The 23,795-nt window shown below is 69.8% G+C and carries 22 protein-coding genes; 6 read left to right on the forward strand and 16 right to left on the reverse strand.

The annotated features are described in order from the left end of the window. Positions 1-98 precede the first annotated feature (98 nt). Together L3Q67_RS35950 and L3Q67_RS35955 are read right to left on the reverse strand one after the other, a co-directional pair. On the reverse strand, positions 99-1,907 hold the full coding sequence (locus L3Q67_RS35950) for an AMP-dependent synthetase/ligase (RefSeq protein WP_499185869.1): 1,809 nt from the start codon (positions 1,905-1,907) through the stop codon (positions 99-101). A gap of 32 nt (positions 1,908-1,939) precedes the next feature. Continuing rightward, positions 1,940-4,837, reverse strand: coding sequence for a crotonase/enoyl-CoA hydratase family protein (locus L3Q67_RS35955; RefSeq protein WP_499185870.1), 2,898 nt, complete (start codon positions 4,835-4,837; stop codon positions 1,940-1,942). Positions 4,838-4,900: 63 nt separating this feature from the next. On the opposite strand from L3Q67_RS35955, the gene L3Q67_RS35960 reads away from it, so the two are divergent. After that, entirely contained in the window at positions 4,901-5,518 is a 618-nt protein-coding gene (locus L3Q67_RS35960; protein ID WP_499185871.1) for a TetR/AcrR family transcriptional regulator, read from the forward strand. A 6-nt stretch (positions 5,519-5,524) separates the two neighbouring features. Next, positions 5,525-6,202 carry a hypothetical protein gene (locus tag L3Q67_RS35965; protein ID WP_499185872.1) on the forward strand — a complete coding sequence of 226 codons (678 nt, stop codon included), beginning with the start codon at positions 5,525-5,527 and terminating at the stop codon, positions 6,200-6,202. Between the two features lie 24 nt (positions 6,203-6,226). On the opposite strand, the gene fahA is transcribed toward L3Q67_RS35965, so the two are convergent. The 6 genes from fahA to L3Q67_RS35995 all read right to left on the reverse strand — a co-directional run bounded on the left by fahA (position 6,227) and on the right by L3Q67_RS35995 (position 12,839). Then, a complete protein-coding gene (gene fahA / locus L3Q67_RS35970) occupies positions 6,227-7,408 on the reverse strand; it encodes a fumarylacetoacetase (RefSeq protein ID WP_499185873.1) in 1,182 nt (393 codons plus the stop codon). Beyond that, the gene (locus L3Q67_RS35975) at positions 7,405-8,265 is read right to left on the reverse strand and encodes a hypothetical protein (protein WP_499185874.1); all 861 of its coding nucleotides are present in this window, start codon (positions 8,263-8,265) and stop codon (positions 7,405-7,407) included. Before L3Q67_RS35975 ends, fahA begins: the two co-directional genes overlap by 4 nt. A gap of 49 nt (positions 8,266-8,314) precedes the next feature. Beyond that, positions 8,315-9,874 carry an FAD-dependent oxidoreductase gene (locus tag L3Q67_RS35980; protein WP_499185875.1) on the reverse strand — a complete coding sequence of 520 codons (1,560 nt, stop codon included), beginning with the start codon at positions 9,872-9,874 and terminating at the stop codon, positions 8,315-8,317. Positions 9,875-9,889: 15 nt separating this feature from the next. Beyond that, a complete protein-coding gene (locus tag L3Q67_RS35985; protein WP_499185876.1) occupies positions 9,890-10,849 on the reverse strand; it encodes an MBL fold metallo-hydrolase in 960 nt (319 codons plus the stop codon). Between the two features lie 25 nt (positions 10,850-10,874). Next, positions 10,875-12,194 carry an MFS transporter gene (locus tag L3Q67_RS35990; RefSeq protein WP_499185877.1) on the reverse strand — a complete coding sequence of 440 codons (1,320 nt, stop codon included), beginning with the start codon at positions 12,192-12,194 and terminating at the stop codon, positions 10,875-10,877. A 102-nt stretch (positions 12,195-12,296) separates the two neighbouring features. Beyond that, on the reverse strand, positions 12,297-12,839 hold the full coding sequence (locus L3Q67_RS35995; protein WP_499185878.1) for a MarR family winged helix-turn-helix transcriptional regulator: 543 nt from the start codon (positions 12,837-12,839) through the stop codon (positions 12,297-12,299). 36 nt (positions 12,840-12,875) lie between these two features. Between L3Q67_RS35995 and L3Q67_RS36000 the strand changes: the two genes are divergently transcribed. Next, positions 12,876-13,436, forward strand: coding sequence for an MBL fold metallo-hydrolase (locus L3Q67_RS36000; RefSeq protein WP_499185879.1), 561 nt, complete (start codon positions 12,876-12,878; stop codon positions 13,434-13,436). A gap of 166 nt (positions 13,437-13,602) precedes the next feature. Here the strand turns inward: L3Q67_RS36000 and L3Q67_RS36005 are convergent, their stop codons facing one another. From L3Q67_RS36005 to L3Q67_RS36015, 3 genes are all read right to left on the reverse strand, one after another. Then, positions 13,603-14,511, reverse strand: coding sequence for an LLM class flavin-dependent oxidoreductase (locus tag L3Q67_RS36005; RefSeq protein WP_499185880.1), 909 nt, complete (start codon positions 14,509-14,511; stop codon positions 13,603-13,605). Between the two features lie 75 nt (positions 14,512-14,586). Then, positions 14,587-14,925 carry a site-specific integrase gene (locus tag L3Q67_RS36010; RefSeq protein WP_499185881.1) on the reverse strand — a complete coding sequence of 113 codons (339 nt, stop codon included), beginning with the start codon at positions 14,923-14,925 and terminating at the stop codon, positions 14,587-14,589. A gap of 1,158 nt (positions 14,926-16,083) precedes the next feature. Continuing rightward, the gene (locus L3Q67_RS36015) at positions 16,084-16,785 is read right to left on the reverse strand and encodes an HAD family hydrolase (RefSeq protein WP_499185882.1); all 702 of its coding nucleotides are present in this window, start codon (positions 16,783-16,785) and stop codon (positions 16,084-16,086) included. Between the two features lie 85 nt (positions 16,786-16,870). Here L3Q67_RS36015 and L3Q67_RS36020 point away from each other — a divergent pair, with 85 nt between their 5' ends. The 3 genes from L3Q67_RS36020 to L3Q67_RS36030 are packed head-to-tail and all read left to right on the forward strand — an operon-like array spanning position 16,871 to position 19,163. Then, a complete protein-coding gene (locus L3Q67_RS36020; RefSeq protein ID WP_499185883.1) occupies positions 16,871-17,437 on the forward strand; it encodes a helix-turn-helix domain-containing protein in 567 nt (188 codons plus the stop codon). A 43-nt stretch (positions 17,438-17,480) separates the two neighbouring features. Next, positions 17,481-18,113 (forward strand): hypothetical protein, encoded by a 633-nt coding sequence (locus L3Q67_RS36025; protein ID WP_499185884.1) that lies wholly within the window; start codon positions 17,481-17,483, stop codon positions 18,111-18,113. Positions 18,114-18,173: 60 nt separating this feature from the next. Then, positions 18,174-19,163 carry an IS481 family transposase gene (locus tag L3Q67_RS36030; RefSeq protein WP_499185885.1) on the forward strand — a complete coding sequence of 330 codons (990 nt, stop codon included), beginning with the start codon at positions 18,174-18,176 and terminating at the stop codon, positions 19,161-19,163. On the opposite strand, the gene L3Q67_RS36035 is transcribed toward L3Q67_RS36030, so the two are convergent. The 5 genes from L3Q67_RS36035 to L3Q67_RS36055 form a co-directional block, all read right to left on the reverse strand. Then, positions 19,160-19,687, reverse strand: coding sequence for a hypothetical protein (locus L3Q67_RS36035; RefSeq protein WP_499185886.1), 528 nt, complete (start codon positions 19,685-19,687; stop codon positions 19,160-19,162). The two genes, L3Q67_RS36030 and L3Q67_RS36035, sit on opposite strands and share 4 nt — an antisense overlap. A gap of 380 nt (positions 19,688-20,067) precedes the next feature. Then, positions 20,068-20,547, reverse strand: a complete 480-nt coding sequence (locus tag L3Q67_RS36040; protein WP_499185887.1) for a hypothetical protein — start codon at positions 20,545-20,547, stop codon at positions 20,068-20,070. A 124-nt stretch (positions 20,548-20,671) separates the two neighbouring features. Beyond that, a complete protein-coding gene (locus tag L3Q67_RS36045; protein ID WP_499185888.1) occupies positions 20,672-21,022 on the reverse strand; it encodes a hypothetical protein in 351 nt (116 codons plus the stop codon). A gap of 39 nt (positions 21,023-21,061) precedes the next feature. Then, on the reverse strand, positions 21,062-22,318 hold the full coding sequence (locus L3Q67_RS36050) for an IS701 family transposase (protein ID WP_499185889.1): 1,257 nt from the start codon (positions 22,316-22,318) through the stop codon (positions 21,062-21,064). Between the two features lie 171 nt (positions 22,319-22,489). Beyond that, complete coding sequence (locus L3Q67_RS36055; protein ID WP_499191722.1) at positions 22,490-23,746, reverse strand: IS701 family transposase; 1,257 nt, start codon at positions 23,744-23,746, stop codon at positions 22,490-22,492. Positions 23,747-23,795: the final 49 nt, after the last annotated feature.

Below are 23,795 nucleotides of genomic sequence, written 5' to 3' on the forward strand. Positions count from 1 at the left end.
GGGACCGGGCGCGCATCAGCCGAGCTGCCGGGAGGGCGGCTGAACCGCCGCCCCCACCGGACGGCTGAGCCGCACCCACCGATCGGCTGAGCCGGGGCTCACTGGTAGAAGGCCGCGATGAGCTCCGCGTTGTTGGTGGCGACCACGTTCCGCTTGACCTTCATCGACGGGGTCAGCTCGCCGGATTCGATGCTGAGGTCGTGGCCGAGGATCTCCCACTTCTTCACCGTCTCCCAGCGGTTGAGGCCCTCGTTGAGCTGGTCGACGTAGCCCGCCACCATCGCGCGTGCCTCGTCCGAGCGGACGATCTCCGAGTAGCTCTTGCCCGCCATGCCGTTCTCCCCCGCCCAGGACGCCATGGCGTCGGGGTCGAGGGTGATCAGCGCGACCACGAAGTTGCGCTCGGCGCCGAAGACCAGGAACTGGCTGGCGTACGGGCAGATCGCGGCGAACTTGGACTCGATCGAGGTCGGCGCCACGTACTTGCCGCCGGAGGTCTTGAACAGGTCCTTGAGGCGGCCGGTGATGGTCAGGAAGCCGTCCTCGTCGAGGCTGCCCTTGTCCCCGGTGCGCAGCCAGCCGTCCTCGGTGAACGCACTGGCCGTTTCCTCCGGGAGGTTGTGGTAGCCCTCCATCACGTGCGGGCCGCGCAGCAGCACCTCGTCGTTCTCGCCGATCTTGACCTCGGCGCCGGGCAGCGCGCGCCCGACCGTGCCGAACTTGTTGGTGTCCGGGTGGTTCACCGCGGCACCCGCGGTGTTCTCGGTCATGCCGTAGCCCTCGAGGATGAGGATGCCCGCGGCGTTGAACCACTGCGCGATCTCGCGGTTGAGCGCCGCCGAGCCCGAGATGAAGAACCGCACCCGCCCGCCGAAGCGGTCCCGCACCTTGCTGAAGACGAGCTTGTCGAACAACGCGTGCTTGACCTTGAGCGGCAGCGGCACCGCCTTGCCCTCGCGCTTGAGTTCGGCCACCCGCAGGCCCGTTTCGAAGGCCTTGTGGAAGATCTTCTCCTTCGCCCCGCCCTCGGCGGCCTGCATGGTCTGGATGCGCCCGTACGCCTTCTCGAAGATGCGTGGCGCCGCGCCCATGAAGGTCGGCTTCACCTCGGCGCAGTTGTCGACGATCTTGTCCACCCGGCCGTCGATCGCCGTGGCGAACCCGCAGGCGAGCTGCGAGGAGAGCAGCACCTTGCCGAACGCGTGGGCCATCGGCAACCACAGCAGCTGCAGGTCCTGCTCGCCGAGGATGCCCTGGACCTTGATCGCCTCGCCCTCGTAGACCCAGCCCCGGTGCCGCAGCCGGACGCCCTTGGGCTTGCCGGTGGTGCCGGAGGTGTAGATCAGGGTCGCCAGCTGGTCGGGCTTGATCGCCGCGGCCGTGGTCTCGATGACGTCGGGGTGCTCGGCGAGGTAGGCGTCACCGAGCTCGCCCAGCGCGTCGAGCGTGATCACGGAGTCGCCGTCGGCGGTGCCGTCGAAGGTCACCACCTTCACCAGCTCGGGCAGCGACCCGCGGTGCTCGGCGATCTTCGCGAGCTGCTCGTCGTCCTCGGCGAAGAGCACGCGGCACTCCGAGTCGCCGAGGATGTAGGCCGTGTCGCCGGCGTTCGTGGTCGGGTAGACCGTGGTGGTCGCACCACCGGCGCACATCACCGCCAGATCGGCGAGGATCCACTCGTAGCGGGTGTTCGACGCGATGCCGACGCGATGCTCCTGCTCCAGGCCGAGCGAGAGCAGCCCGGCGGCGAGCCTGCGGACCTCGTCGCTGGCCTGCCGCCAGGTCACCGACTCCCAGCCCTCGCCCCGGGGGTAGCGGAAGGCCTCGAGGTCCGGGGTCTCGGCGACCCGGTTGAGGAACTGGACGGCCACGTTGGGGTCGAGCCGGTCGAGGAAATCGGCGGTCATGGGGCTCCTTGTCTCGGGGGAATTCGGGTGGGTCAGCGGCCGGTCCAGACCGGCGACCGGCGCTCGGCGAAGGCCGCCACGCCTTCGCGCGCGTCCTCGGACAACAGCACCGGACCGGCCAGCTCGCTCTGGCGGGCGAACCCCTCGCCATCGTCCCAGGTGACGGCGGCGTCGATCATTTCCTTTCCGACACGAACCGACAGCGGCGCGTTGGCGGCGATCTTGCCCGCCATGCGCAGCGCGGCGTCGAGCGCGGTACCGGCGGGCACGACCTGGTTGACCAGGCCGAGTCCGGCGAGCCGGGTGGCGGGCAGCGGTTCGGCGACCAGCGCGAGTTCGAGCGCGACACCCCGGGGCAGCCTGGTGGCCGTCCGCCAGAGCCCGCCCGCGGCGGCCAGGAGACCTCGTTTCGCCTCGGGTAGCCCAAAGACCGCGTCGTCGGCGGCCACGATGAAGTCCGCGCAGAGCGCCAGTTCGAAGCCACCGGCCAGCGCCGCGCCTTCGACCGCGGCGATGGTCGGCTTCACCGGCGGCTCGGCGGTCAGCCCCAGCGGACCGCGGCGATCGGTGACCGGTACGGCGCCCCGGTTCGCCTCGGCCAGGTCCATCCCGGCGCAGAACGTGCCCCCGGCGCCGGTCAGCACGAGCACGCGCACGGTCGGGTCGGCTTCCGCGTCGTCGACCGCCTGCTCCAGGGCGAGCGCCAGGCGCCGGTCCACCGCGTTGCGGACCCGGGGGCGGTCCAGCGTGATGACCACGACCTCGCCGTCCGCCCCGTGGCGGCTCGTGCGCACGGGCGCGGCCGGTGGCGGTGGCAACTCCTGGCGGTCCGCGTCGGCGACCTCGATCCGGCCGTCGGTCACGCGGATGCGCCGTCGCAGCAGGTCGGTCTCACGCAGGTCCGGATCCTCATTGCGCAGCAGCACGCGCGCGCCGTCCTCGGCGAGCACGCTCAGCAGCAACGCTTCCGGTTCCCCGTCGCCGCGGTGGACGAGGGTGGTCGCCTCGACAACACCGGTGCCGTCCAATTCGGTCGACGCGGGACGCGTGGCCGGGCGGTCGAAGGCCGGGCGGAGGTGGGCGAACGCCTTCTCCGGCGGGGTCGCGGAGTAGACGCCGACGGAATGCTTGGTCGCGTACCACCCGAGCGAGGTGGTGAGCCCGATCTCGGCCGGGGCGTCCCGGAGTCGCGGGACCATCGTGGCCACCGCGTGGGTGCCGTAGTTGTTGCCGGGCCCACCGGCCGAGGTGAGGCCGCCGGTCACGCTCAGCGGGCGTGACGGGTCGTCCCACGGCAGCCCGAGCGCGTTCGCCGCCAGCTGGACCGCCGAAGGGAAGCACGAGTACAGGTCCACCGGGCCGAGGTCGTCCACGGAGACGCCCGCGTGGCCGAGGGCCGCGGCACCGGCCGCCGCGATGGCGGGCGATTCGGCGAGGTCGGCGCGCTCCGAGACGAACCACTGCTCGGTGGCCGACGCCCCGGCGTGCACGAACACCCAGCGGTCCTGCGGGATGCCCGCCGCATGGGCCGCCGCGACGCTGGTGACCACCAGCGCGGCGGCCAGGTCGACCTGGAGGTTGGCGCACATCAGCTTGGTATACGGATCGCTGACCCAGCGGTTCCGCTCGCCCGGCGTCGCGATCTCCTCCGGTGTGCGCGCGGTCGGGTCCCACGCGTACGGGTTCGAGGCGGCCACTTCCGACATCCGCGACCAGAGTCCGGCGATCCGGGTGCGGTGCTCGTCGGGGTCGCTGCCTTCGCGGCCACGCAGAGCCGACTCCAGCAGCGGATAGACGAAGATCGGCGCACCTAGTCCTACGGCCGTCTCGGCTTCGTTGTTGGCGGGGCGGTCCTGCCCGATCTTCCGGTCGGGAGCGGCGTCGCCGGATTGCCGGGTCCAGCGGGGTTCGGTGCCCGCGCGCTGCAACGCGGCCATGGTGGCGCCTGCTTCCGCACCCGAGATGAGCGCGATTTCGGCCCGGCCGTCGACGATCTCCTGGGCGGCGTCGTTGACCGCGAGCTGTCCGCCGTCGCCGCCTTGGGCGCTGGTCTGCACGGTCGTCGCGCGCGAGGCACCGACGAGTTCGGCGACCGCGCCCGCTTGATCGGCGTAACTCCACGAAGCACTCGGCACGGCGTAGACGAGGTCGGCCTGGGCCAGCAGGTCGATCGCGGCACCCGAGTCGCGGGCCGCCTCCCGCAGCGCCTCGGCGGCCAGGTCGACCGGCTCGCGGGGGGCGTTCAGGTCCGGCCGCCGGTTGACCACCTGACCGACGCCGACCACCACCGGCGTGTGCGGATCGAGGAGCCGGCCGGTCCGCTCGTGGCGGATCGGCTCGTCCGGCACCGACAGCCGCCTGCCCGGAGCGCCCTGCGCGAGCGCCGCGAGCGCGGAAATGGAGTCGGCGAGGGCCAGTTCGACGCTGCGCACGGCCGTCGACCCGACGGGCCCGCGCACCGGCGCTCCGTCCAGGGCGCCGTCCAAGCGGATGACCGTGCCGCCCGGCGCCGGGCGCACCGTGCACCAGAGCCCCAGGGTGATGCCCATCGGACCGGTCCCGCGCAACGCGAACCCCTCGTCGTCCGCGCGCTCGACCACCCACCTCGCCTGCGCGGGGATGTCCATCAGCCGGATCTGCTGCACGAACTCCGCGCCCGGCTCGATCCGTTCGGGACGGTCACCGCGCCAGGCCGCGTGCAGGGTGAGCCACTCGTGGGCACGGCCGAGGTCGCGGGCGAGGTCGACGACCACGGCGGGCTCGGCGGCGATCGCCCCGAGCGCGGTGACGTGCCGGGCGTAGCCGTCCACTCCGGACGGCGCGGGCACCTCCGGCAGCCCCGCCGCCGGGCTCCGGCGCGCGATCGCGTTGCGCACGAGCGCGGTCACGACGGAACGGGCAGCGCGCAACGCACCGAGGCGCCTGCTCATCGATCACCTTCCACAAAGCAGTCCGACCAGACTGTTTCGCGATCGTGCCACTAGAGTGGCGCGGTGTCCACACCCCGCCCGCCCCAGCAGGACCGCGCCACGGCGACCCGCGCACGGGTGATCGAGGCGGCCTACGCGTGCCTGGTGGAGGGCGGTTACGCGGCCACCACGGTCGGCACGGTGCAACGGCGGGCCGGGGTCGCCCGCGGCACGCTGCTGCACCACTTCCCCACCCGCGCGACGCTGATGGCCGCGGTGGTCGACGACCTGGCCGACCGCCGGATCTCCGTGCTCGACGGCGATCCCCCGGCCGAGTCCGGTTGGGACGGTGTGGTCGACCTGGTCTGGCGCGATCTGCAGAGCCCGGCTTTCGCCGCGGCGCTGGAGTTGTGGGTCGCCTCGCGGACCGATGCCGAACTGCGCGCCGCACTCGCCCCGGTACAGCGGCGGGTGTTCACCTCGATCCGCCGCGCCATCACCGCCTTCGTCGGCGAGGACGACCCCCGCGTCCCGACCCTGGCGCAGTTCACCGTCGACCTGCTGACCGGCACGGCGATGAGCCGCGTGGTCGACCCCGGTGCCGACGTGTCGGTGGTGATCGACCGGTGGAAGCGCACGCTCGCCGTGCTCAGCTCCGGGGACGCCGTTTCATCGGGAATTCATCGCTCGTCCCTACCCTGACCGTCCATGACGGAGAGTGGCCTCGCGCCCGGTGGATCAGCGTCGGCCCTCGCCGCGGCACACGGCCTCGGCGAGTGGGCGCAGGCGACGTATGTGGCCAAGAAAAGACTGTTCTCCCAACGATGGGCCGACGCCCGCCTGCACTTTTTCGCGCGGGGCCTGGTGATCACCGGTCCCGACGGCTTCGAAGCCGCCTACGACTGGGCATCGGCGCGCGTGCTGCAGAGCATCACCACCGTCAACGGCGGCGCGGCCGACGCCAGGTACACCCTCATCGACCCCGACGGCGCCGCGGTCTCCATCGGCCGCGGCAACGACCTCCTGCTCGCCCGCCAGCGCGACCGGCTCGGCATCACCACCCTCGTGCGCGGCGCCCCGTTCACCTACGAAGGCACCTGGGGCCCGCACATCCAGCAGAGCATCACCGAAGCGCAGTCCCCCGGCACGCTGGCGGCCCTCGCCCGCGGCGAAACGGCCGGCTTCGGCACGGTCAAGCTGACCCGCGAGGGCGTCTCGGTCAAGGACCGGGCCGCCGCCTGGCCGGATCTCGAAGGCGTCCACCCGAGCAACGGCCTCCTCAACTTCTCCGGCACCCACCGCCGCCTGGTTCTACCTCCGGTGCCGACCCACGAGATCGTGAACCTGGGGCTACTGCTCGCCCTCTGCCACCACTTCACCGCCTAGCCCCCTGAACTGGTCGGCCCGGCGTCATTCCACGGCGGGCCGGATCTTGCCGGTGACCTCGCCGAAGCCGATTCGGCCACCGGTGGCGCCGGGTGCGGTGGCGGTGATGGTGACCTCGTCGCCGTCGGCGAGGAAGGTGCGTTCCTCGCCCTTGACGGTGATCGGTTCGCGGCCGCCCCAGGTGAGTTCGATGAACGCGCCGCGCTGGTGCTTCTCCGGGCCGGAGATGGTGCCGGAGGCGAACAGGTCCCCGGTGCGGGCCGACGCGCCGTTGACGGTCAGGTGGGCCAGCATCTGCGCGGGCGACCAGTACATCTCCCGGTACGGCGGCCGCGCCACCGTTTCGCCGTTCCACGCCACGGCCAGGTCGATGTCCAGACCCCAGTCCCCGCCACGCAGGTACGGCAGCGGCTCGGGGTCCTGGCCGGGCAGCGGGACGCGAGCGGCGGCGAGCGCGGCCAGCGGCACCACCCACGGCGAGATCGAGGTGGCGAAGCTCTTGCCCAGGTGCGGGCCGAGCGGCACGTACTCCCAGGCCTGCAGGTCGCGGGCGGACCAGTCGTTGACCAGCACCGCACCGAAGACGTGGTCGTCGAACTCGTCCACGCCGATGCGCCCGCCCAGCGGCGACCCGGAGCCGACGACGAAGCCGAGTTCGGCCTCGATGTCCAGGCGGCGGCTCGGCCCGTAGGTCGGCGCGGTCTCGTCCGGTGCCTTGCGCTGACCACACGGGCGCACGATTTCGGTGCCGGAGACCACCACGGTGCCGGCGCGGCCGTGGTAGCCCACGGGCAGGTGCTTCCAGTTCGGCATCAGCGGCTCGGAATCCGGCCGGAACAGCCGCCCGAGGTTGGCGGCGTGGTGCTCGGAGGCGTAGAAGTCCACGTAGTCCGCGACCTCGAACGGCAGGTGCAGCTCCACTTCGGCGACCGGGTGGACCGCCTCATCGGGGACGTCACCGGTGAGCAGTTCGCCGAGCCGGGCGCGCACCTGGTCCCAGCGGGCGCGGCCTTCGGCGAGGAACGGGTTGAGCGTGGGAGCGGCGAACAAGTCATCGCCGAGCAGGATCGCCAGGTCCACGACGGAGTCGCCGAGGCGGACGCCGGCCCGCCGCGAAGACACTGCTTCGCCGGGGCGCGAGAACACCCCGTACGGCAGGTTGTCGTGGCCGAACGGCGAGCCGTCCGGGAGCTCGATGACGGTCATGCGGTCGATCCTTTCGTACCGGCGCCGGGTCGCGGCGCGGTGACAAGGCCCAGCTCCACCAGTTCGGTGAGCGGGTCGGTGATGCTGCAGGTGCCGAACGAGGTGAAGGCCGCGCGGGCCGCCGCGATCCGCTCCGGCCCGAGCGCCGCGAGCGTACCGGCGATCTTGGCGCCGTCGCGTCCGGCCAGGATCGCGGCGGCGTCCTCGGTGGAACCACCGTCCAGCACGCTGTCCGTGGCGAGCAGGACGTTGAGGAAACCGTGCTGCTCGAACCCGGTCTCCGGGTCGGTGTTGCGCACGGCGTGGTGCAGCCCGGCGGTCGCCTTGAACGGCACGCCCGCCTTGACCACCGCGGTGATCGCGGCGGCCAGCTCGGCTTCGCCCGGGTACATCTCCGCCCGCACGCCGCCGGTCCGGAACTTGGCCCGGTACCGTCCGGCGATCCCGTCCAGGATCTCCGGACGGCGGTCGTCCCGCGGGACCTCCACGTAGACATCGAGCTCGGGCACACCGTCGAGCCGGGACAGGAACTCGCTCGTGGACAGTTCGCCGGGCACCGCGACCTCCACCGAACGCACCTCGACCGGCAGCCGGGCCGCTGTCGCCAGTGCGTCGGGCAACCCGGCCGGGCCTTCCGGCAACGTCACCGACAACGGCAGCCGCGAGCCGTCGTCCGGCAGGAGCGGGCCGAGCTTCGGCAGCTCCGCGGCCGACAGCACGAGCGGGCCGACCAGCTCCACGTACCAGGCCTCAGCCCGTTCGCGGTAGGCCCGGACGGCGTCCGGGAGCGGGGCCAGGCCGGGCGGGAACACGGCGGCGTCGTCGCAGAGGTGGCTTACGACAGCGGGAATCAGCACTGAGACATCCTCGACATCCTCGTCAGTCGGTAGCGGCGGCAAACGGGCTTCACTCTAGCGAGCCGAGTGCCCGCGCGAGTGCCGCCGGAAGGCCGGCCGGATCGGTGAGCACAGCGGCGATGTGGGCGTCCGGGCGGACAAGCCAGGCCTCCTCGGGCCGGGCCCCCAGCGCGGTGGTGAGCGCTCCTCCCGGATCGATTTCGGGCAGCTTCAGCACGCGGACGGCTTTCGTGGTGCCGAATCCGGCACCGGCCAGCAGGAGGAAGCCGTCCCGCGCGAGAGCCCGGATCCGCGTCGGGCCGGTGCCCGGCAGGACGACGGGCGCGTCCGGCAGCAGCACCCCCGGCCCGGCCGGTGGCGCCTCGCCACGCGCTGGGCGGCCGGCGAACGGGCGCCGCGGATCCGGTGTGGTCAACGGGGAATCGACGTACCAGAACGGCTCGGCCAGCCGCCCGGAGTCCACGCTCGCCCGCGCGTCCTGGTCCGTGGCCGCCCGTTCGAGCACCTCGGTTCGCCGCCGTGCCCGGGTCTCGTCCGAGGGCACGAGGAAATCCATCGTCGCGGTGGTCACGGCGAGGTTCTCTAGTGCCGCGGCATGCCGCTCGTCGTGGTAGGTCTCGAGCAGGTCCTCCGGGGCCCAGCCGTGCCCGGCGTAAGCGAGCTTCCAGGCCGCGTTCTCCGCGTCACCGACGCCGGAATTCAAGCCACGCGCGCCGAACGGCGAGACCAGGTGAGCCGCGTCCCCGGCGATGAGCACCCGGCCGCGGCGCATGCGGTCCACCACCCGTGAGTGGAAGCGGTAGACCGATTTCCAGACGATCTCGTAGTCGCGGTCGCCGATGATCCGGCGGATCCGCGCGTCCAGCGCGCCGGATTCGACCTCGGCCTCCAGCTCGTAACCGGCCGCCACCTGCCAGTCGATCCGGAAGGTCGACCCCGGGCACGGGTGGATGAGCACCTGGCGGCCGGGGTTCCACGCCGGGTCGAAGTAGAACCGCCGTTCCGTGGCCCAGCCGGGCAGCTCGGCGCGGATGTCGCAGATCAGGAACCGGTCGTCGAAGGACTCGCCCTCGAAATTCACGCCGAGCAGGCGGCGCAGCTGGTCACTGCGTGCCCCCGCGCACACGACCAGGTAGGACCCGCGCAGCGTCCGGCCGTCGGCCAGGTGCACGGTCACGCCGGCCGCGTCCTGGTCGATATCGGTGACCTCGTGGCCCCAGCGCAGCTCCACCAGTGGTTCGGCGGCGATCCGCTCGTCCAGAATTTCCTCGGTGCGGGTCTGCGAAAGGTTCACGAACGGCGGGAACACCGGCTCGCCGGGCTCGGCGAACTCGTAGCTGAACAGCTCGGCGTCCCGGTGGAAGGTGCGGGCGGTGGTCCAGGTGACACCTTCGGCGGCGATCTTGCGGCCCGCGCCGACCGCCTCCCAGACGTCGAGCACGTCCCGCTGCTGGCAGATCGCCTTGGACCCGGCCAGATCGCGCGCCGGGCGCCGGTCGAGCACGATCGACGGCACCCCCCACCGCGCGAGCAGCAGGGCCGTGGTCTGGCCGACCGGACCCGCGCCCACGACGAGCACCGGCTCGAGCGGCCAGGATTCGTTGCGCATCAAGCTTCCCTCCGGTCAGCCCTGCAGCTGCGCCCACACCTCACGGTCGCGTTCGGCGGTCCAGATCACCGGCCGCTCGACGCCGGACAGCTCGTCCCAGAGCCGCGACACGTCGAACGGCAGGCAGTGCTCGAAGATCGGCCAGTGGCCGTAGTCGCCGACCAGCGCGGCGTGCGTGGCCTCGAAAGCCTCCTTGAGCGTGCCACCACGCTGTTGTACAGCACCGACTTCGCGGATCATCACGTCGAGGAAGCCACGCGTCTGCTCGATCGCGGCGTCGACGGCGTCCCGGCCCCGGCTGACCGCGCCACGGCCGCCGACCAGTTGCTCGGCGCCGAGCGCCTTCACCGCGTCCAGCGTGCCGGTCGCCCAATCACGGTGGAACGCGTCGCCGGTGTACAACGCGGCCTCGGCCTCCACGAGGTCACCGGCGAAGAGGATCTTCTGCCGCGGCAGCCACGCGGTGATGTCGCCTTCGGTGTGCCCGCGGCCGTGCCACTGCAGCACCAGCTCACCGCGATCGCCCCCGAGGTCGATGGTGAGGCGGTCGGCGAAGGTGAGCGTGGGCCAGGTGAGACCGGGCACCGATTCGGCGGCCTCGGCCAGCCGCGGCATCCGCGCGAACTCGCTTTCCCAGTCCTGCAATCCCCGTTCGGCCACGAGTGCGGCGGTGGTTTCGTGCGCGACGATCGTTTCCGCGTCGAACGCGCTGGCACCGAGCACCCGTACCGCGTGGTAGTGGCTCAGCACCAGGTAACGCACCGGTTTGCCGGTGTGCTCGCGCAGCTTCGCCAGCCATTTCCGCGCGGCGACCGGGGTGGCGAGCGCTTCGAAGCAGACCAGGAAGTCCTCGCCCTCCATCGCGCCGATGTTCGGATCACCCTCCGCGGTGAGGGCGTAGACGCCGTCGGCGAGCACCTCGAGGGTCTGCTCCTTGACGGCGGTGTCGGCGGACGAGGCGAATGGCTTGGCCATCGGTTTTCCTTTCGCAGTGCGGTGGTCAGTCGGTCGCCAGCACGAACGCCTCGCGCTCGGCGGCGGGACGTTCCCGTAACGCGAGCACGGCGGCGAGGGTGACCAGGCAGGCGAGCAGCATGTAGGCCGACACCGACAAAGAAGTGCCGGTGACGCCGATCAGCCACGTTCCGACCAAGGGCGCGAACCCGCCGCCGAGGATCGCGCCGAAGGCGTACGCGAAGGAAACGCCGCTGTAGCGGACCGAAGCCGGGAACAACTCCGCGTAGGTCGCGGCCTGCGGGCCGTAGGTCAGGCCGAGCCCGAACGCGAGTACGACCACCGACAACAACATCAGCGGCATCGAGCGGGTGTCGAAGAGCAGGAAGAACGGGAAGGTCCACGCCGCCATCGCGACCGTGCCGACCAGGTAGGTGCGGCGGCGGCCCCAGGTGTCGGACCACCGTCCGGCGAGGATGGTGAACACACCCCAGGCCACGGCGCCGACCATGCCCGCGAACAACATCGACGAGCTCGACAGGCCGAGGGTGCGGGTGCCGTAGGAGTTGATGAACGCGATCAGGATGTAGCCGACCATGTTGTTGGCGATGAACAGGCCGATTGCGACGAGCAGTTCCCGCCGGTGGGCCCGGAACAGCCGCGGCAGCGGAGCCGACCGCCGGGTCCGCCGGTCACGCAGTTCGGTGAACACCGGGCTCTCGGAAACCCTGGCGCGGACGAAGAACCCGACGCCGATCAGCACCACCGACAGCAGGAACGGCACGCGCCAGCCCCACGACTGGAACTGCTCCTCGGTCGTCGTGGCCGAGACGGCGAAGAAGACCAGGTTCGCCAGCAGCAGGCCGATCGGCACGCCGATCTGCGGGAACGAGCCGAAGAACCCGCGACGGCCGGGCGGCGCGTGCTCCACCGACATCAGCGCGGCCCCACCCCACTCGCCACCGGCGGAAAGTCCTTGCAGCAGGCGGAGAACGACGAGCAGGACCGGCGCGGCCACGCCGATCGAGGCGTATGCGGGCAGCAGGCCGACGCCGACCGTGGAGACGCCCATCAGCAGGAGCGTGGCCACCAGCACGACCTTGCGCCCGTACCGGTCCCCCAGGTGGCCGGCGACGATGCCGCCGATGGGCCGGGCGACGAAGCTGACGCCGAGCGTGGCGAACGAGGCCAGCAGCGCCGCCGTGCCGTCGAGCGCCGGGAAGAACTGCTTGCCGAACACCAGGCCGGCGGCGGAGGCGTAGATGAAGAAGTCGTACCACTCGATCGTGGTGCCGACCAGGCTGGCGCCCACCACGCGCCGCAGTTGCGCTGGGCTGGTGGGGACGGTTCGGGGGCTGAGCGTCATTGGCAGTCCCTTCCCGGCATTGGGAGGTAATCAAAGGTTTGATTAGCGGGGAACGTACGGGACCGCCGCGGGGAATGCCAGTGATCTGGGTCACAACTCCGGTCAGAAGCGGAGGTTGACCCAGTCCTCGGTGTGCGCGGCCGACGCGAGCTTGCCGAGGACGCGGTTGAGCACTTCGAGTTCGCCGGGTTCGAGCAGTCCGGCCCAAGCCGCTTCACGCTCGTTGTGACGGCGGAAGGTCGCCTCGAGCCGTTGCCTGCCGGTGTCGGTGAGCGCCAGCAGCACGGTGCGGCGATCGCGGTCGTCGGGCACCCGGTCGAGCACGCCGGAGGCGGTGAGCGTCTTGGCGAGGCTGGACACCGCGGCCCGGCTCATCCCGGTCAGCTCCGCGGCTCGGCTCGGTTCCTGCGGCCCGGAGACCCACAGCGTGAACACCAGCCGGAAGGCCGACCAGCTCCACCCGGCGGGCCGGTGGACGGTGGATTCGAGGTCGTAGACGAGCGCGTTCGCCACCCGGTGGATCATCAGCACCATGGCCATCGCCGCGCGGTCCGTGCCGGGCAGGCGCTCCTGCGTCCGATCGAGCGCGACCTCCACGAACGACAACAGGTCATCCGGCGCATCGGTTCCTCGGGGCTCGACCACCCGCCGATCGTAGGCGCCGCGTGCCAGGATCAGCGCATGACGCCACGACTCGACGTCCGCTGGCACCCCGGGCACCCGGTGCCGAAGTTCGACACCGCCCCGCCACTCCAGGTCCACACCTACGACGAGCGCACCTGGATCCTCCGCCAGAACAAGGCGCTGAACTACGAGGCGCCCTTCCTGTTCCTGCTTTCCGGGCAGCGGCGCGCGCTCCTGCTCGACACCGGTGCCACCGCCGAAGCCGAGTTCTTCCCGCTGCGGGCCACCGTCGACGAACTCATCGGCGACCGCGAACTCGTCGTCGCGCACACCCACGGCCACGGTGATCACGTCGCGGCCGACGGGCAGTTCGCCGACCGGCCGCGCACCACCATCGTCGGCAGGAGCAGGGACGAGGTGATCGCGTACTTCGGCTTCACCGACTGGCCGAACGAGCGCCGTGAGTTCGACCTCGGCGGCCGGGCGCTCGACCTGATCCCGGGGCCGGGCCACGAGTCCGCCGCGATCGTGATCCACGACCGCGAGCCACCTACCAGCCGGACGAGCCACCGCTGCAGCTCGCCCCGGGACACCTGCACGACCTGCGAGCCGCACTGACCGAAGTGGCCGGAAGGCACGGCATCCACGTCTTCGCCGACTTCGTCATCCACCACCACGAGGTACACCAGCACCTGTGACCCCGCGCGGCCCCAGGTAGCTCCTTCGAATGCTATGAATGGGGCATTACTAGCGTTTAACGCAAGTAATGCCCCATTCATAGCATTCAGCCGGGCGTCAGCCGGGTGGCGAGCGGGGCGAGGAGTTCGTAGGAGCGGCGTCGGTCCTCGTGGTGGTACACCGGCGTGGTGATCATCAGTTCTCCCGCGCCGGTCCCGTCCAGGACGGCTTGCAGTCGCGGCAGCAGCGTTTCCGGGCTTCCGCACAGCACCCGGGCCCCGGTGTCCGGACGGTCGTAGCGGTGTCCGGCGGCGTCTTCCGGGCTGGGCAGCCGGATTCGGGTGCCGCGGAGCCGGCTGTGCACCTTCATCCGCGTCGAACCGGCGAGCCATTCCGCGCGCTCGTCGGTTTCCGCGGCGATGACGGACACGCTGACCAGCGCCGCCGGTCGCAGTTCAGGGTTCAGGTGGTGGGCGAAGGCGTAGGGCAACCCGAGTTCGGCGGCGAGTTCGGCGCTGTCGCCGGACGAGCCGAGCAGCCAGAGCGCCGGGACGTTCCCGCCCGCCACGGGGATCGCGGGAACGTCCGCTTCTTCGGCGAGATACGCGCGCAGTTCTTCCACTTGCGCGCGGAACGGCCCGGCGGTCCGCCCGGAACGGACGGCCGCCACCGCCGCCGGTGGTCCTCCCGGCGCCCGGCCGATCCCGAGGTCGATCCGTCCCGGGTGGAGCGCGGCCAGCGTGCCGAACTGCTCGGCCACCACGAGCGGGGCGTGGTTGGGCAGCAACACCCCACCCGCCCCGACCCGCAGGCGCCGGGTCACCTGGGCGAGGTGGCCGACGAGCACGGCCGGAGCCGAACTGGGGACACCGCGCATGCCGTGGTGCTCGGGCACCCAATACCGGTGGTAGCCCAGCGAATCGGCCAGTACCGCGAGGTCGGCCGCGTGCTCCAGCGCCTGCTTCGGCGTGGACCCCTGCACGATCGGCGCGGTGTCTGACACGGAAGAGGTCACTGGTTCAATCCCAGTATCGCGCACCACATGTTGTCGCAGGTCAAAGCCCTGTCCCTCCTCATCGGGGACAGGGCTTTACTGTTCTGAAGGCGATGAAAAGGCGATGGCCTTCTTCGCCGGTTCCAGCGCTGTTTCAGGCCTGGTCGGCCTCAAGTGCGGGAACCACTCCCCCAGCTTGACCCGCTCCGCCGGGGTGAGTGCGTTCAACGACTGCAGCCACCGCGCTTCGAGCACCTGGATGACCTGCCGCCGCATCTCCGGCGTCACGTGGTCGTATACCCGGGCCATGCCCTTCATCCGCTGACCCAGCCGGGCCCGCCGGGCCACCTCGGCGATCCCGTCCTCGGTCAGCCAGCTCGCGTGAGTGTGACGTCCCTCATGAAACGTGAACTCCGGCAGGATCGGCGGAGCCACCTGAGCCTCCCCCATCTCCGTGGTCTCCGTGCCGTCCCACACCGGGCGCAATGCCGGGCCCGGAAGTTGGACCGGCGCCACGGCTTGCCCTCCGGCGTGCACATCACAAATGGGTCTCGATGGCTGTCCATCAGCTCCTCATAGAACACCGCGATCCCCGGCGGCAGTTCCACCCACCGCGTCCCGGCGGGCGTCTTGGTCCGTCCCTTCTTCCTGCCTTTGCCTCGCCGCTTGCCCGGCCTCGCCGGTGTTGGGTGCGAGGGCGCGCCGTCGGCGTGGTCAGCGCGCTGCCCGCCCTTGAACACCTTCCCGCTGACCTCCTTGAGCGGCGCGCAGATGCGGATACGTCGAGCCTCGGCGTCGTACTCGTGCCGCTGCTGCCCGACCAACTCCCCCCAACGCGCCCCGGTGCAGGCATCCATCAGGCACAACGTGAACCCGCCCAAGCCCAGTCCGCGCTCATACAGCCGCATCGCCGCCCGCAGCACCGGCGTGGCCACCAGCCGCTCCTCGTCGTAGGCACCGGAGCTGACCCGCACGCCCAGACACGGGTTGGCGGGGATGCGCTTGTCCCGGAAGGCCGCGTTCATGATAGTGGAGAACAACAATCCCCAGGCCATGCGGGCGTTCGGATACTTCCAGGTCGAGGCGTACTGCCCAGACGACGTGGTACGACAAAACGAGCACGCGCTTCGCGAGTTCGCCTCCGAACACAACCTACAACTCACCGCACTCTTCCTCGAAGAGACCGTCGGATCGCATCAGGCTTTCGACACAATGGGGAGCCAGTTGCAGCAGGAGAATGCCCACCACGCTGTCGTGCCGTCGATTCAACACTTCGCGCTCAGCCCGCTCTTACAGAACATGATTCTTCACCGGCTCCGGTACGCCGCCGACGCCGAAGTACTGGCCTTACGCGACGAAGCTACGGCCCCCGCGAGGCCGCACCGCGCACAAATCCGGGTTTCAACCTTCACAATATCGCGGTCTCGACCGACAGCCTGGTCTCATCACGACATTCCTTTGAAAGGAATATTATCGATCATGCGTAAAGATAATTGCCCGATGACCACCGGAAGGTGGCGCGTCGAGCCAGAGCCCTCGGGGGGACGCGCCAGCCCAACTGGTTGAGTTTGCTCCGGGCGCGTGCCGAGCGACTCAGCCGAACAACGTCGCTGCGGCGCCGGTGAGTTCGGGCAACACCACGGTCGCGCCGGCGTCGCGCAACTCGTCCATGGAGCTTTTACCCGTGGCTACCGCGACAATTCGCACGCCTGCGGTCAACGCGGCCTGCACGTCGTTGGGCGTATCACCGATCAGCACCGTGTCGGCGTTGTCGAACCGGCCGCCAATGCGTTCTCGTGCCCGGCCCTGCGCGATCTTCACCAGCTCAGGTCGACTCACGTGGTCGTCCCCGTAGGCGCTGCTGTCGAGGCCGAGGAAGCGCTCCAGCCCGAAGACCTCCAACTTGATGCGCGACACGGCTCGCAGATTGCCGCTGAGCACCGCCTGATGCACCGTCGGATTCCTCGCGAGTTCGGCCAGAGTCTCCTCGGCACCAGGTAGTGCACGACCGACCGTTGCCAGTTCCTCCCGTGCGTCCTCATAGCCTTCGGTGAGCGCGGCCGCCAAGCGGTTCACCATCGCCTCCGTCGGCTCGAGGCCGTTCACGCGGAGCGACTCGCGCATGATGTCGAGTTCCGTACGGCCGGAGATAGACGCCAGCTTGGCCAGAGGCCGTCCCGTCGCCGCTGGGAAAGCCCGGTCGTAGATGGCGCGGCCGACACCGCGGGTTTCGATCAGTGTGTGGTCGATGTCCCAGAGCAGCAGGGTCTGGGGCGGCGCAGTGGGCGCGGTCATGACGAAAGTCTGCCACCCGTGACGGGCCGCATCGCGCGAGCTACTATTTGCACTGGTCAGGCCTGCGCGATGAGGGGCGGACGCGATGAGTGAGCATCTGGCGCGCGTGGTGGGAAGCCGGATCCAGTTCTACCGGTCGGCCGCCCACAAGTCCAAGACGGTCGTTGCCGGATTGGCCGGTATCACCCCGGACTACCTGTATCAGATCGAACTCGGTAAGAAGCTCCCTGCGATTCCCGTACTGGTCCAGCTCGCCGAGGTGCTCGGAGTCGAGTCGGGTCAGCTGCTCAGCCATCTCCCGGTGCACCACCGCCCGCCGACATCCGGCACCGCGGGCGACGCCCTTTGCCGTGCACTTACCGGCCCGGCGCCGAAGCCCGCCTCCTCCCCTGACCTCGATGTCTTGCACGGGGACGTCTTGGCAGCGTGGTCCACCTGGCAGACCTCCCCCGAGCGCTACAGTCGGCTGACCGCTGGCCTTCCTGAGCTGATCACGCGTACCGAATCCGCGCTGCGAAGTCCCGAGGCCCGCAGCCGGCGCGTCGCCCACCAATACGCCGCTGACCTGTACGGGCTGGTGCGCACGGTCACCAAGCGCATCGGCCGGAAAGAGCTGTCTCTGCTGGTCGCCGACCGCCCTTCGGACCGCTGAAGCCGCGGACGACCCAGTCCGGCTGGCGGCAGCTCACTGGAACATGACCCAGGTGCTCTTGGCGGACAAAGAAGCACAGGGCGCCGAGGACGTCGCGGTCCGGGCCAAAAACAGTTTGAAAGAACTGGTCGCTCGCGGTGACGCCGACGCGATCGCGCTCACCGGTTCGCTCCTCCTGGTTGCCGCCATCGCCGCAGTGCGCAGCGGCAACGCCTGGACCGCTCGTGATCGACTTCGCGAAGCTGTCCCGCTGGCCCAGCACGTCGGCGAACGCAACACCTGCTGGACGGCGTTCGGACCCACCAACGTGGCGATGTACGCCGTCAGTGTCGAGGTGGAATCCGGCGAGGCGGTCGAAGGCCTGAGACTCGCTGAACGGATCAATCACGATCGCTCGCCCTCTATCGAGCGCCGAGTCGCATTCCTTCTCGACCAGGCAAAGGGTTACAAGCAGCGCCGCGACTACGCCAGTGCGTTGCTTCTCCTCCAGACGGCCGAACAGGAAGCCCCTGAAGACGTCCGCAACCGCCCTGCGGCCCACGACCTCATCCGAGAGGTGGTCGGCAATGGACGTCGCACGGTCTCCAGCGAAGCAGTCCGCCTGGCCACCCGCGTAGGTGTATTCACCCGGGACGTTGTGAACGTGGCGACACGTAGCCGGATGATCTTGGAATGAGGGAGGGCCTCCGGGTTCGGTGTGGATTGCGACATCTGCACCGAAGCAACGGAGGCCCTCATGACCCACGCTAACGCACCCTTGACCCCGGCAGGCAGGCTGCGGCTGGCTCGCTGTGTCGTGGACGAGCGATGGCCGCTGCGACGTGCGGCGGAACGGTTCCAGGTCTCGGTGTCCACCGCGCAGCGGTGGGCCAGCCGTTACCGCGCCGAGGGACAGGCCGGGATGCGCGATCGCTCCAGCCGACCCCACCACAGCCCGCGCCGCACACCCGCGCGCACCGAACGGCGGGTGATCAAGGTCCGCCTGGCACGCCGGTGGGGACCTGCCCGTATCGGCTACCTGCTCGGACTCAATCCCGCCACGGTCCACCGCGTGCTGACCCGCTACGGCCTGGCCCGCCTGGCCCATCTCGACCGCGCCACCGGCCGGCCGATCCGCCGCTACGAACGCGCCACCCCCGGGGAACTCATCCACGTCGACATCAAGAAACTGGGCAACATCCCCGACGGCGGCGGCCACAAAGTCCTCGACCGCGCCAGCGCCCACCGCAACAAGCAAGCCACCACCACCGCCCGCTACCCGCACGGCAAACCCCGGATCGGCTACCACTACCTGCACAACGCCGTCGCCGACCACTCCCGCCTGGCCTACACCGAGATCCTGCCCGACGAGAAGAAAGACACCGCGGTCGCGTTCTGGCGCCGCGCCCACGCCTTCTTCACCGCGCACGGCATCACCGTCACACGGGTACTCACCGACAACGGCGCCTGCTACCGATCCCGAGCCTGGCGCGAGGCCCTCACCACCGCCGGCATCACCCACAAACGCACCCGCCCCCACCGACCCCAAACCAGCGGCAAAGTCGAACGCTTCAACCGCACCCTGCTCGACGAATGGGCCTACGCACGCCCCTACCACTCCGAAACCGAACGCCGCGCAGCCCTACCACGATGGCTCCACACCTACAATCACCACCGCGGCCACACCGCACTCGGCGGCCACCCACCCACCAGCCGCGTTCCCAACCTCCCAGGTCAGTACACCTAGACGGCCCCCCGTTCGGCGTCCGGCGGTTCGCGCCAGGCCCGAAGCAGGCGCTCGGCTTCCCGGCGGCGCCGTCGGGTCCGAACGATCAGCCACACCACCGCGACGACGAGCACCACCAGCAGCGCTCCCCCGCCGATGTACCAGCCCTGCATCCACGGGTCGGTCTTGGTGAAGGTCTCCGAGCGCACGTCCTTGTCGGGGAAGGCCAGGTCGGCGTTTCCGCGCACGCTCGCACCCGGCTCGATGAGCTCCGTGTCGTCGACGAAGGCTTCCAGATCCGGATAGCTCGCGCCGTCCGGCGCGACCACCACGCAACCTCCACCGGGTTTGCACGCCACGACCAGGCTCAGCCAGCTCATCTCGCCGTCCGGCGGATGCACCAGCACCCGATTCTGGTACACCTGAGCATCAGGTCCGGCGAAGCTCTCCACCGCCTTGATCACCGCGTCCGGTGAGGCACGACCGGTGGACCCCGGACCACATCCCGCGACCACGCAGGCGATGACCAGCACCAGCCACGTCAAGTGTCTTCTTCCCGTAGTCACGCCGTCCCTCTTCCTCGACACGTCGATCAGGTGCACAGCCGGCGCTCTCCCGCGAACGGGATTTTACCGTCCTCAAAGGCTTCGGCTAGCACATGGAGGAAGCTCGAACGTCGGACGAGCGGAGCTGTCTCGGCCGGAGTCACCGTCGTCGCGGTCGGCGCAGCGCGTTACCACCATGGCCGCTGAGCCACGGCGAGTGCACGCCGTCGTAGAAGAACGAACCCGCCAATGCCGGGACGCTGATCGCACGCGGCGAGCAAGCCTGCCCCCAGCAGGCGCGATGACGACTATTCGGATCATGACGTGCAGTAGACGCGCATTGTGCGGGACCGGTCCCCCACCGTCCTTCTGCGGCCAACTCAGCAGCGGGACGTGCCGACCCGGGTGGCGTCCAGGTCGGCACCGGTGTTCCTAGTCGACGGGGTGGTGGACGACTTCCAGGGCGGGTTCGGGCTGGTTGTAGTGCTGGGTGACCACGAAGAGGCGGTCCTGGTCGTTGGTCCAGGCGAGGCCGCGCGGGCGACGCTTTCGCCGGAATCCAGTGCCACGGTTTCGACCGGGGTGATACCGCCGTCCTCGTAGATCAAGATGTCCTTGGCATCGGTGGTGAGCGCTCCGGTGGCCAGGTGAACGAGGTCCGCGGAGGCGAAGGCTTCGACCCGGTCCCGCGAGCCGGCCGCGCTGAAGAAGCTCGTGCCATCGGGGGAAAGGACGAGGTCGGTGAGACCGGCGCCGACGACGTCGCCCGTGGCCTTGGCGCTCAGCGTGCCGCCACCGGCGGTGCAGGTCTGCACGGTGGACAGGCTCAGAGCGAGTTCGGTCAGGAAGGTGACCCTCACCTTGTCGTGCGGGGTGACGGTGACCAGCCCTTCGGCACAGCGGGCAGCGTCGCGAAGCAGCCGGTGATGAGCTCGACCAGCCGCGCCTCGGCCGTAGAGACGAGTTCGGGTGTGGGCTGGTAGTTCAGTGCCACTCCCGGCGCTCGCCGGTCGGTGTGACGGGCGGCCAGCGTTTCCGGCGGCGCGGCGAGGTACCGGGAAACGACGCCGCCAACCTCGTAAACCGCCGGGTACACCACAACTCCCCGCCGATGGGGACGGTGGCGGCAGCGAGCGACGCGGTGGTGAAGGCGGACTCGCCGGACCGGACGCTCACCAGCACGAGCAACGGGTCGAGCACCCGCCGCTCATCCAGCACGATCGCCGTGGTGCCCGCACGCTCGACCAGGAGCACCGCTGTGCTCCGGGCGCTCCCCAGGGTGTAGATGACTTCGACGGGCACCACGTCCGCAGCGGAATCAGCGCTGAACTCCAACGCCACCTCATCTAGTACTCCAGTCGTAGTTCGTGATGGTCATGGTTCGTGGATCGATTGTCGCTGGTAGTGGCCTTGCTGGGCTCGGTGTTGGTGGCGTCTGCGCCAGCTTGAGCAGCGGATCCGGTGCGCGGCATCGAGAACGGGTCGGCTGATGAGTGTGGTGAACAGGTGGTGGATTTCGTTGCAGGTCAATGAGATCCACCCGCCGGTCGAGGACTTGGGGTTTCGTTCGGACGATGCGACAACGGCGAGGAAGGCGTGGGCGAGCATCGCCATGACCGTCCAGCGGTGCCAGGAGGTCCACCGTCGGACCTGGTGCTGGTCAAGCCCGGTGAGGCCTTTGCTGGTCTGGAAGGATTCCTCGATCGTCCACCTGCGGCCCGCGACTTGAACCAGGATCCGTAGCGGCACGGGCTCGGGTGCGTAGCAGCGGTAGAACGCCAGTTCGCCGGTGGTGCGGTGGCGGCGGATCAGCAGCCACCGGTGCCCGTCGGGCTCGGCGGTGTCGATGTCGGCGAAAGCCCAGTCGTAGTAGCGATGTCCTTTCGCTCCAGCGCCGGCGGGGAGGCGTTGCCAGACGTGCTTGGGCAGCCTCGCGGCGACACCGTCAGCGCGCAGCACGCCTGCTGGAGTGCTGACCCGGCGGTCGCGGCCGATGGCGAGAACGTAGCCGACTCCGCGTTGTTCGAGGTTCTTGCGCAGGTGGGGGTCGGCTCCGTAAACCTCGTCCCCGGCGACCCACTGTGCACGGACGCCGGCATCGAGGGCGCCCCCGATCATGGTGGTCGCCAGCGCGGGTTTCGTCGCGAATGCGGTGTCGTCGGGGATTCCGGCGCCTGCGCGGCGGTCGGGATCGGTGGTCCAGGATGTCGGGAGGTAGAGGGCTCGGTCGATGAATGCGTGGCCGGTGTCGGTGGCGTAGGTGAGGTAGACCGCGACCTGGGCGTTCTCGATGCGACCCGCGGTGCCGGTGTATTGGCGTTGCACTCCGACGGTGTGGACGCCTTTCTTGAGGTCGCCGGTTTCGTCGACGACCAGCACGGCGCCGGTGTCGCCGAGGTGTTCGGTGACGTAGTCGCGCAGGTCGTCGCGGACCTTGTCGGCGTCCCAGACCGCTTTGCGCAGCAGGTGTTGTATCCCGTCGGGGGTGTCGTCGCCGGCGTGTTCGGAGATAGTCCAGCAGTTCTTGTCCGGCAGGTCCGACAGCAGCCCGAGCAGCAGTGTTCGTGCTCGTCGGCGGGGTTCGACGCGGGTGAACCGGTCGGCGATCCGGCTGATCATCTCCTCGAACATCACCGCCCATCGGTCGGGGTTTACGCTGGGACCCGCGGCCACCAGCCGTTCAGGGTTAGTCCACACAACCGACCATGATCAACTGGTGGCCGCACCTGTCTACGGGCAGCCCACCAGCGACATCACGAAGTCCGGCTGGAGTACTAGTACTCCAGCCGTAGTTCGTGATGGTCATGGTTCGTGGGTGGATTGTCGCTGGTAGTGGCCTTGCTGGGCGCGGTATTGGTGGCGTCTGCGCCATCGTGAGCAGTGGATCCGGTGTGCGGCATCGAGAACCGGGCGGCTGATGAGGGTGGTGAATAGGTGGTGGATTTCGTTGCAGGTCAGCGAAACCCACCCGGCGGTCGCAGACTCGCGGGTTCGTTCGGTAGACGCGACAACGGCGAGGAAAGCGTGGGCGAGCATGGCCATGACCGTCCAGCGATGCCAGGAGGTCCAGCGTCGGACTTGGTGCTGATCAAGACCGGTGAGACCTTTGCCGGTCTGGAACGATTCCTCGACCGTCCACCTCCTGCCCGCAACCTGCACCAGGGCCCGCAGCGCCACCGGCCGAGGCGAGTAGCAGCGGTAGAACGCCAGCTGATCGGTGGTGCGGTTGCGGCGGATTAGCAACCAGCGACAACCGCCGCGCTCGTCGTTGTCGATGTCGGCGAAAGCCCAGTCGTAGTAGCGATGTCCCTTCGCTCCGGTACCCGCGGAGAGGCGCTGCCAGACATGTTTGGGCAGCCTCGCGGCGACACCATCGGCGCGCAGTTCGCCTGCCGGTGTGGTGACGCGGCGGTCGCAGCCGATGGCGAGGACGTAGCCGACGCCGCGTTGCTCGAGGTCCTTGCGCAGGCTGGGGTCGGCGCCGTGGACCTCGTCACCAGCGACCCACCCGACCTGGACACCGGCGTCGAGGGCACGCCCGATCATGGTCTTCGCCAGCGCCGGTTTCGTCGCGAACACGGTGGTGGCAGGGATTCCGGCGTCGGTGCAGCGGCCGGGATCGGTTGTCCAGGATTTCGGCAGGTACAAAGCCCGGTCGATGAACGCGTGCCCGGTGTCGGTGGCGTAGGTGAGGTAGACCGCGACCTGGGCGTTCTCGATGCGTCCCGCGGTGCCGGTGTACTGGCGTTGCACGCCGACGGTGCGGACGCCTTTCTTGAGGTCGCCGGTTTCGTCGACGACCAGCACCACGTCTGTATCGCCGAGGTGTTCGGTGACGTAGTCACGCAGGTCGTCGCGAAGTTCGTCGGCATCCCACACTGCCTTACGCAGCAGGTGTTGCACGCCATCGGGGGAGCCGTCGCCGGCGTGTTCGGAGATAGTCCAGCAGTTCTTGTCCGGCAGGTCTGAGAGCAGCCCCAGGAGCAGTGTTCGTGCTCGTCGGCGGGGTTCGACACGGGTGAACCGGCCAGCGATCCGGCTGATCATCTCCTCGAACATCACCGCCCACCGGTCAGGGTTTACGCTGGGGCCCGCGGCCACCAGCCGA

Source organism: Saccharothrix sp. AJ9571, assembly GCF_021725495.1.
In the GTDB taxonomy this organism is placed as follows: domain Bacteria; phylum Actinomycetota; class Actinomycetes; order Mycobacteriales; family Pseudonocardiaceae; genus Amycolatopsis; species Amycolatopsis magusensis.

What these genes read in the sequence shown, in the direction of transcription:
- L3Q67_RS36055 (WP_499191722.1), bottom strand. Translation starts at nt 23,746, where the DNA reads ATGTTCGAGGAGATGATCAGCCGGATCGCTGGCCGGTTCACCCGTGTC.
- L3Q67_RS36030 (WP_499185885.1), top strand. Translation starts at nt 18,174, where the DNA reads ATGACCCACGCTAACGCACCCTTGACCCCGGCAGGCAGGCTGCGGCTG.
- L3Q67_RS35980 (WP_499185875.1), bottom strand. Translation starts at nt 9,874, where the DNA reads ATGCGCAACGAATCCTGGCCGCTCGAGCCGGTGCTCGTCGTGGGCGCG.
- L3Q67_RS35985 (WP_499185876.1), bottom strand. Translation starts at nt 10,849, where the DNA reads ATGGCCAAGCCATTCGCCTCGTCCGCCGACACCGCCGTCAAGGAGCAG.
- L3Q67_RS36015 (WP_499185882.1), bottom strand. Translation starts at nt 16,785, where the DNA reads ATGACCGCGCCCACTGCGCCGCCCCAGACCCTGCTGCTCTGGGACATC.
- L3Q67_RS35990 (WP_499185877.1), bottom strand. Translation starts at nt 12,194, where the DNA reads ATGACGCTCAGCCCCCGAACCGTCCCCACCAGCCCAGCGCAACTGCGG.
- L3Q67_RS35955 (WP_499185870.1), bottom strand. Translation starts at nt 4,837, where the DNA reads ATGAGCAGGCGCCTCGGTGCGTTGCGCGCTGCCCGTTCCGTCGTGACC.
- L3Q67_RS36050 (WP_499185889.1), bottom strand. Translation starts at nt 22,318, where the DNA reads ATGTTCGAGGAGATGATCAGCCGGATCGCCGACCGGTTCACCCGCGTC.
- L3Q67_RS35950 (WP_499185869.1), bottom strand. Translation starts at nt 1,907, where the DNA reads ATGACCGCCGATTTCCTCGACCGGCTCGACCCCAACGTGGCCGTCCAG.
- L3Q67_RS36025 (WP_499185884.1), top strand. Translation starts at nt 17,481, where the DNA reads ATGACCCAGGTGCTCTTGGCGGACAAAGAAGCACAGGGCGCCGAGGAC.
- fahA (WP_499185873.1), bottom strand. Translation starts at nt 7,408, where the DNA reads ATGACCGTCATCGAGCTCCCGGACGGCTCGCCGTTCGGCCACGACAAC.
- L3Q67_RS35965 (WP_499185872.1), top strand. Translation starts at nt 5,525, where the DNA reads ATGACGGAGAGTGGCCTCGCGCCCGGTGGATCAGCGTCGGCCCTCGCC.
- L3Q67_RS36020 (WP_499185883.1), top strand. Translation starts at nt 16,871, where the DNA reads ATGAGTGAGCATCTGGCGCGCGTGGTGGGAAGCCGGATCCAGTTCTAC.
- L3Q67_RS36000 (WP_499185879.1), top strand. Translation starts at nt 12,876, where the DNA reads ATGACGCCACGACTCGACGTCCGCTGGCACCCCGGGCACCCGGTGCCG.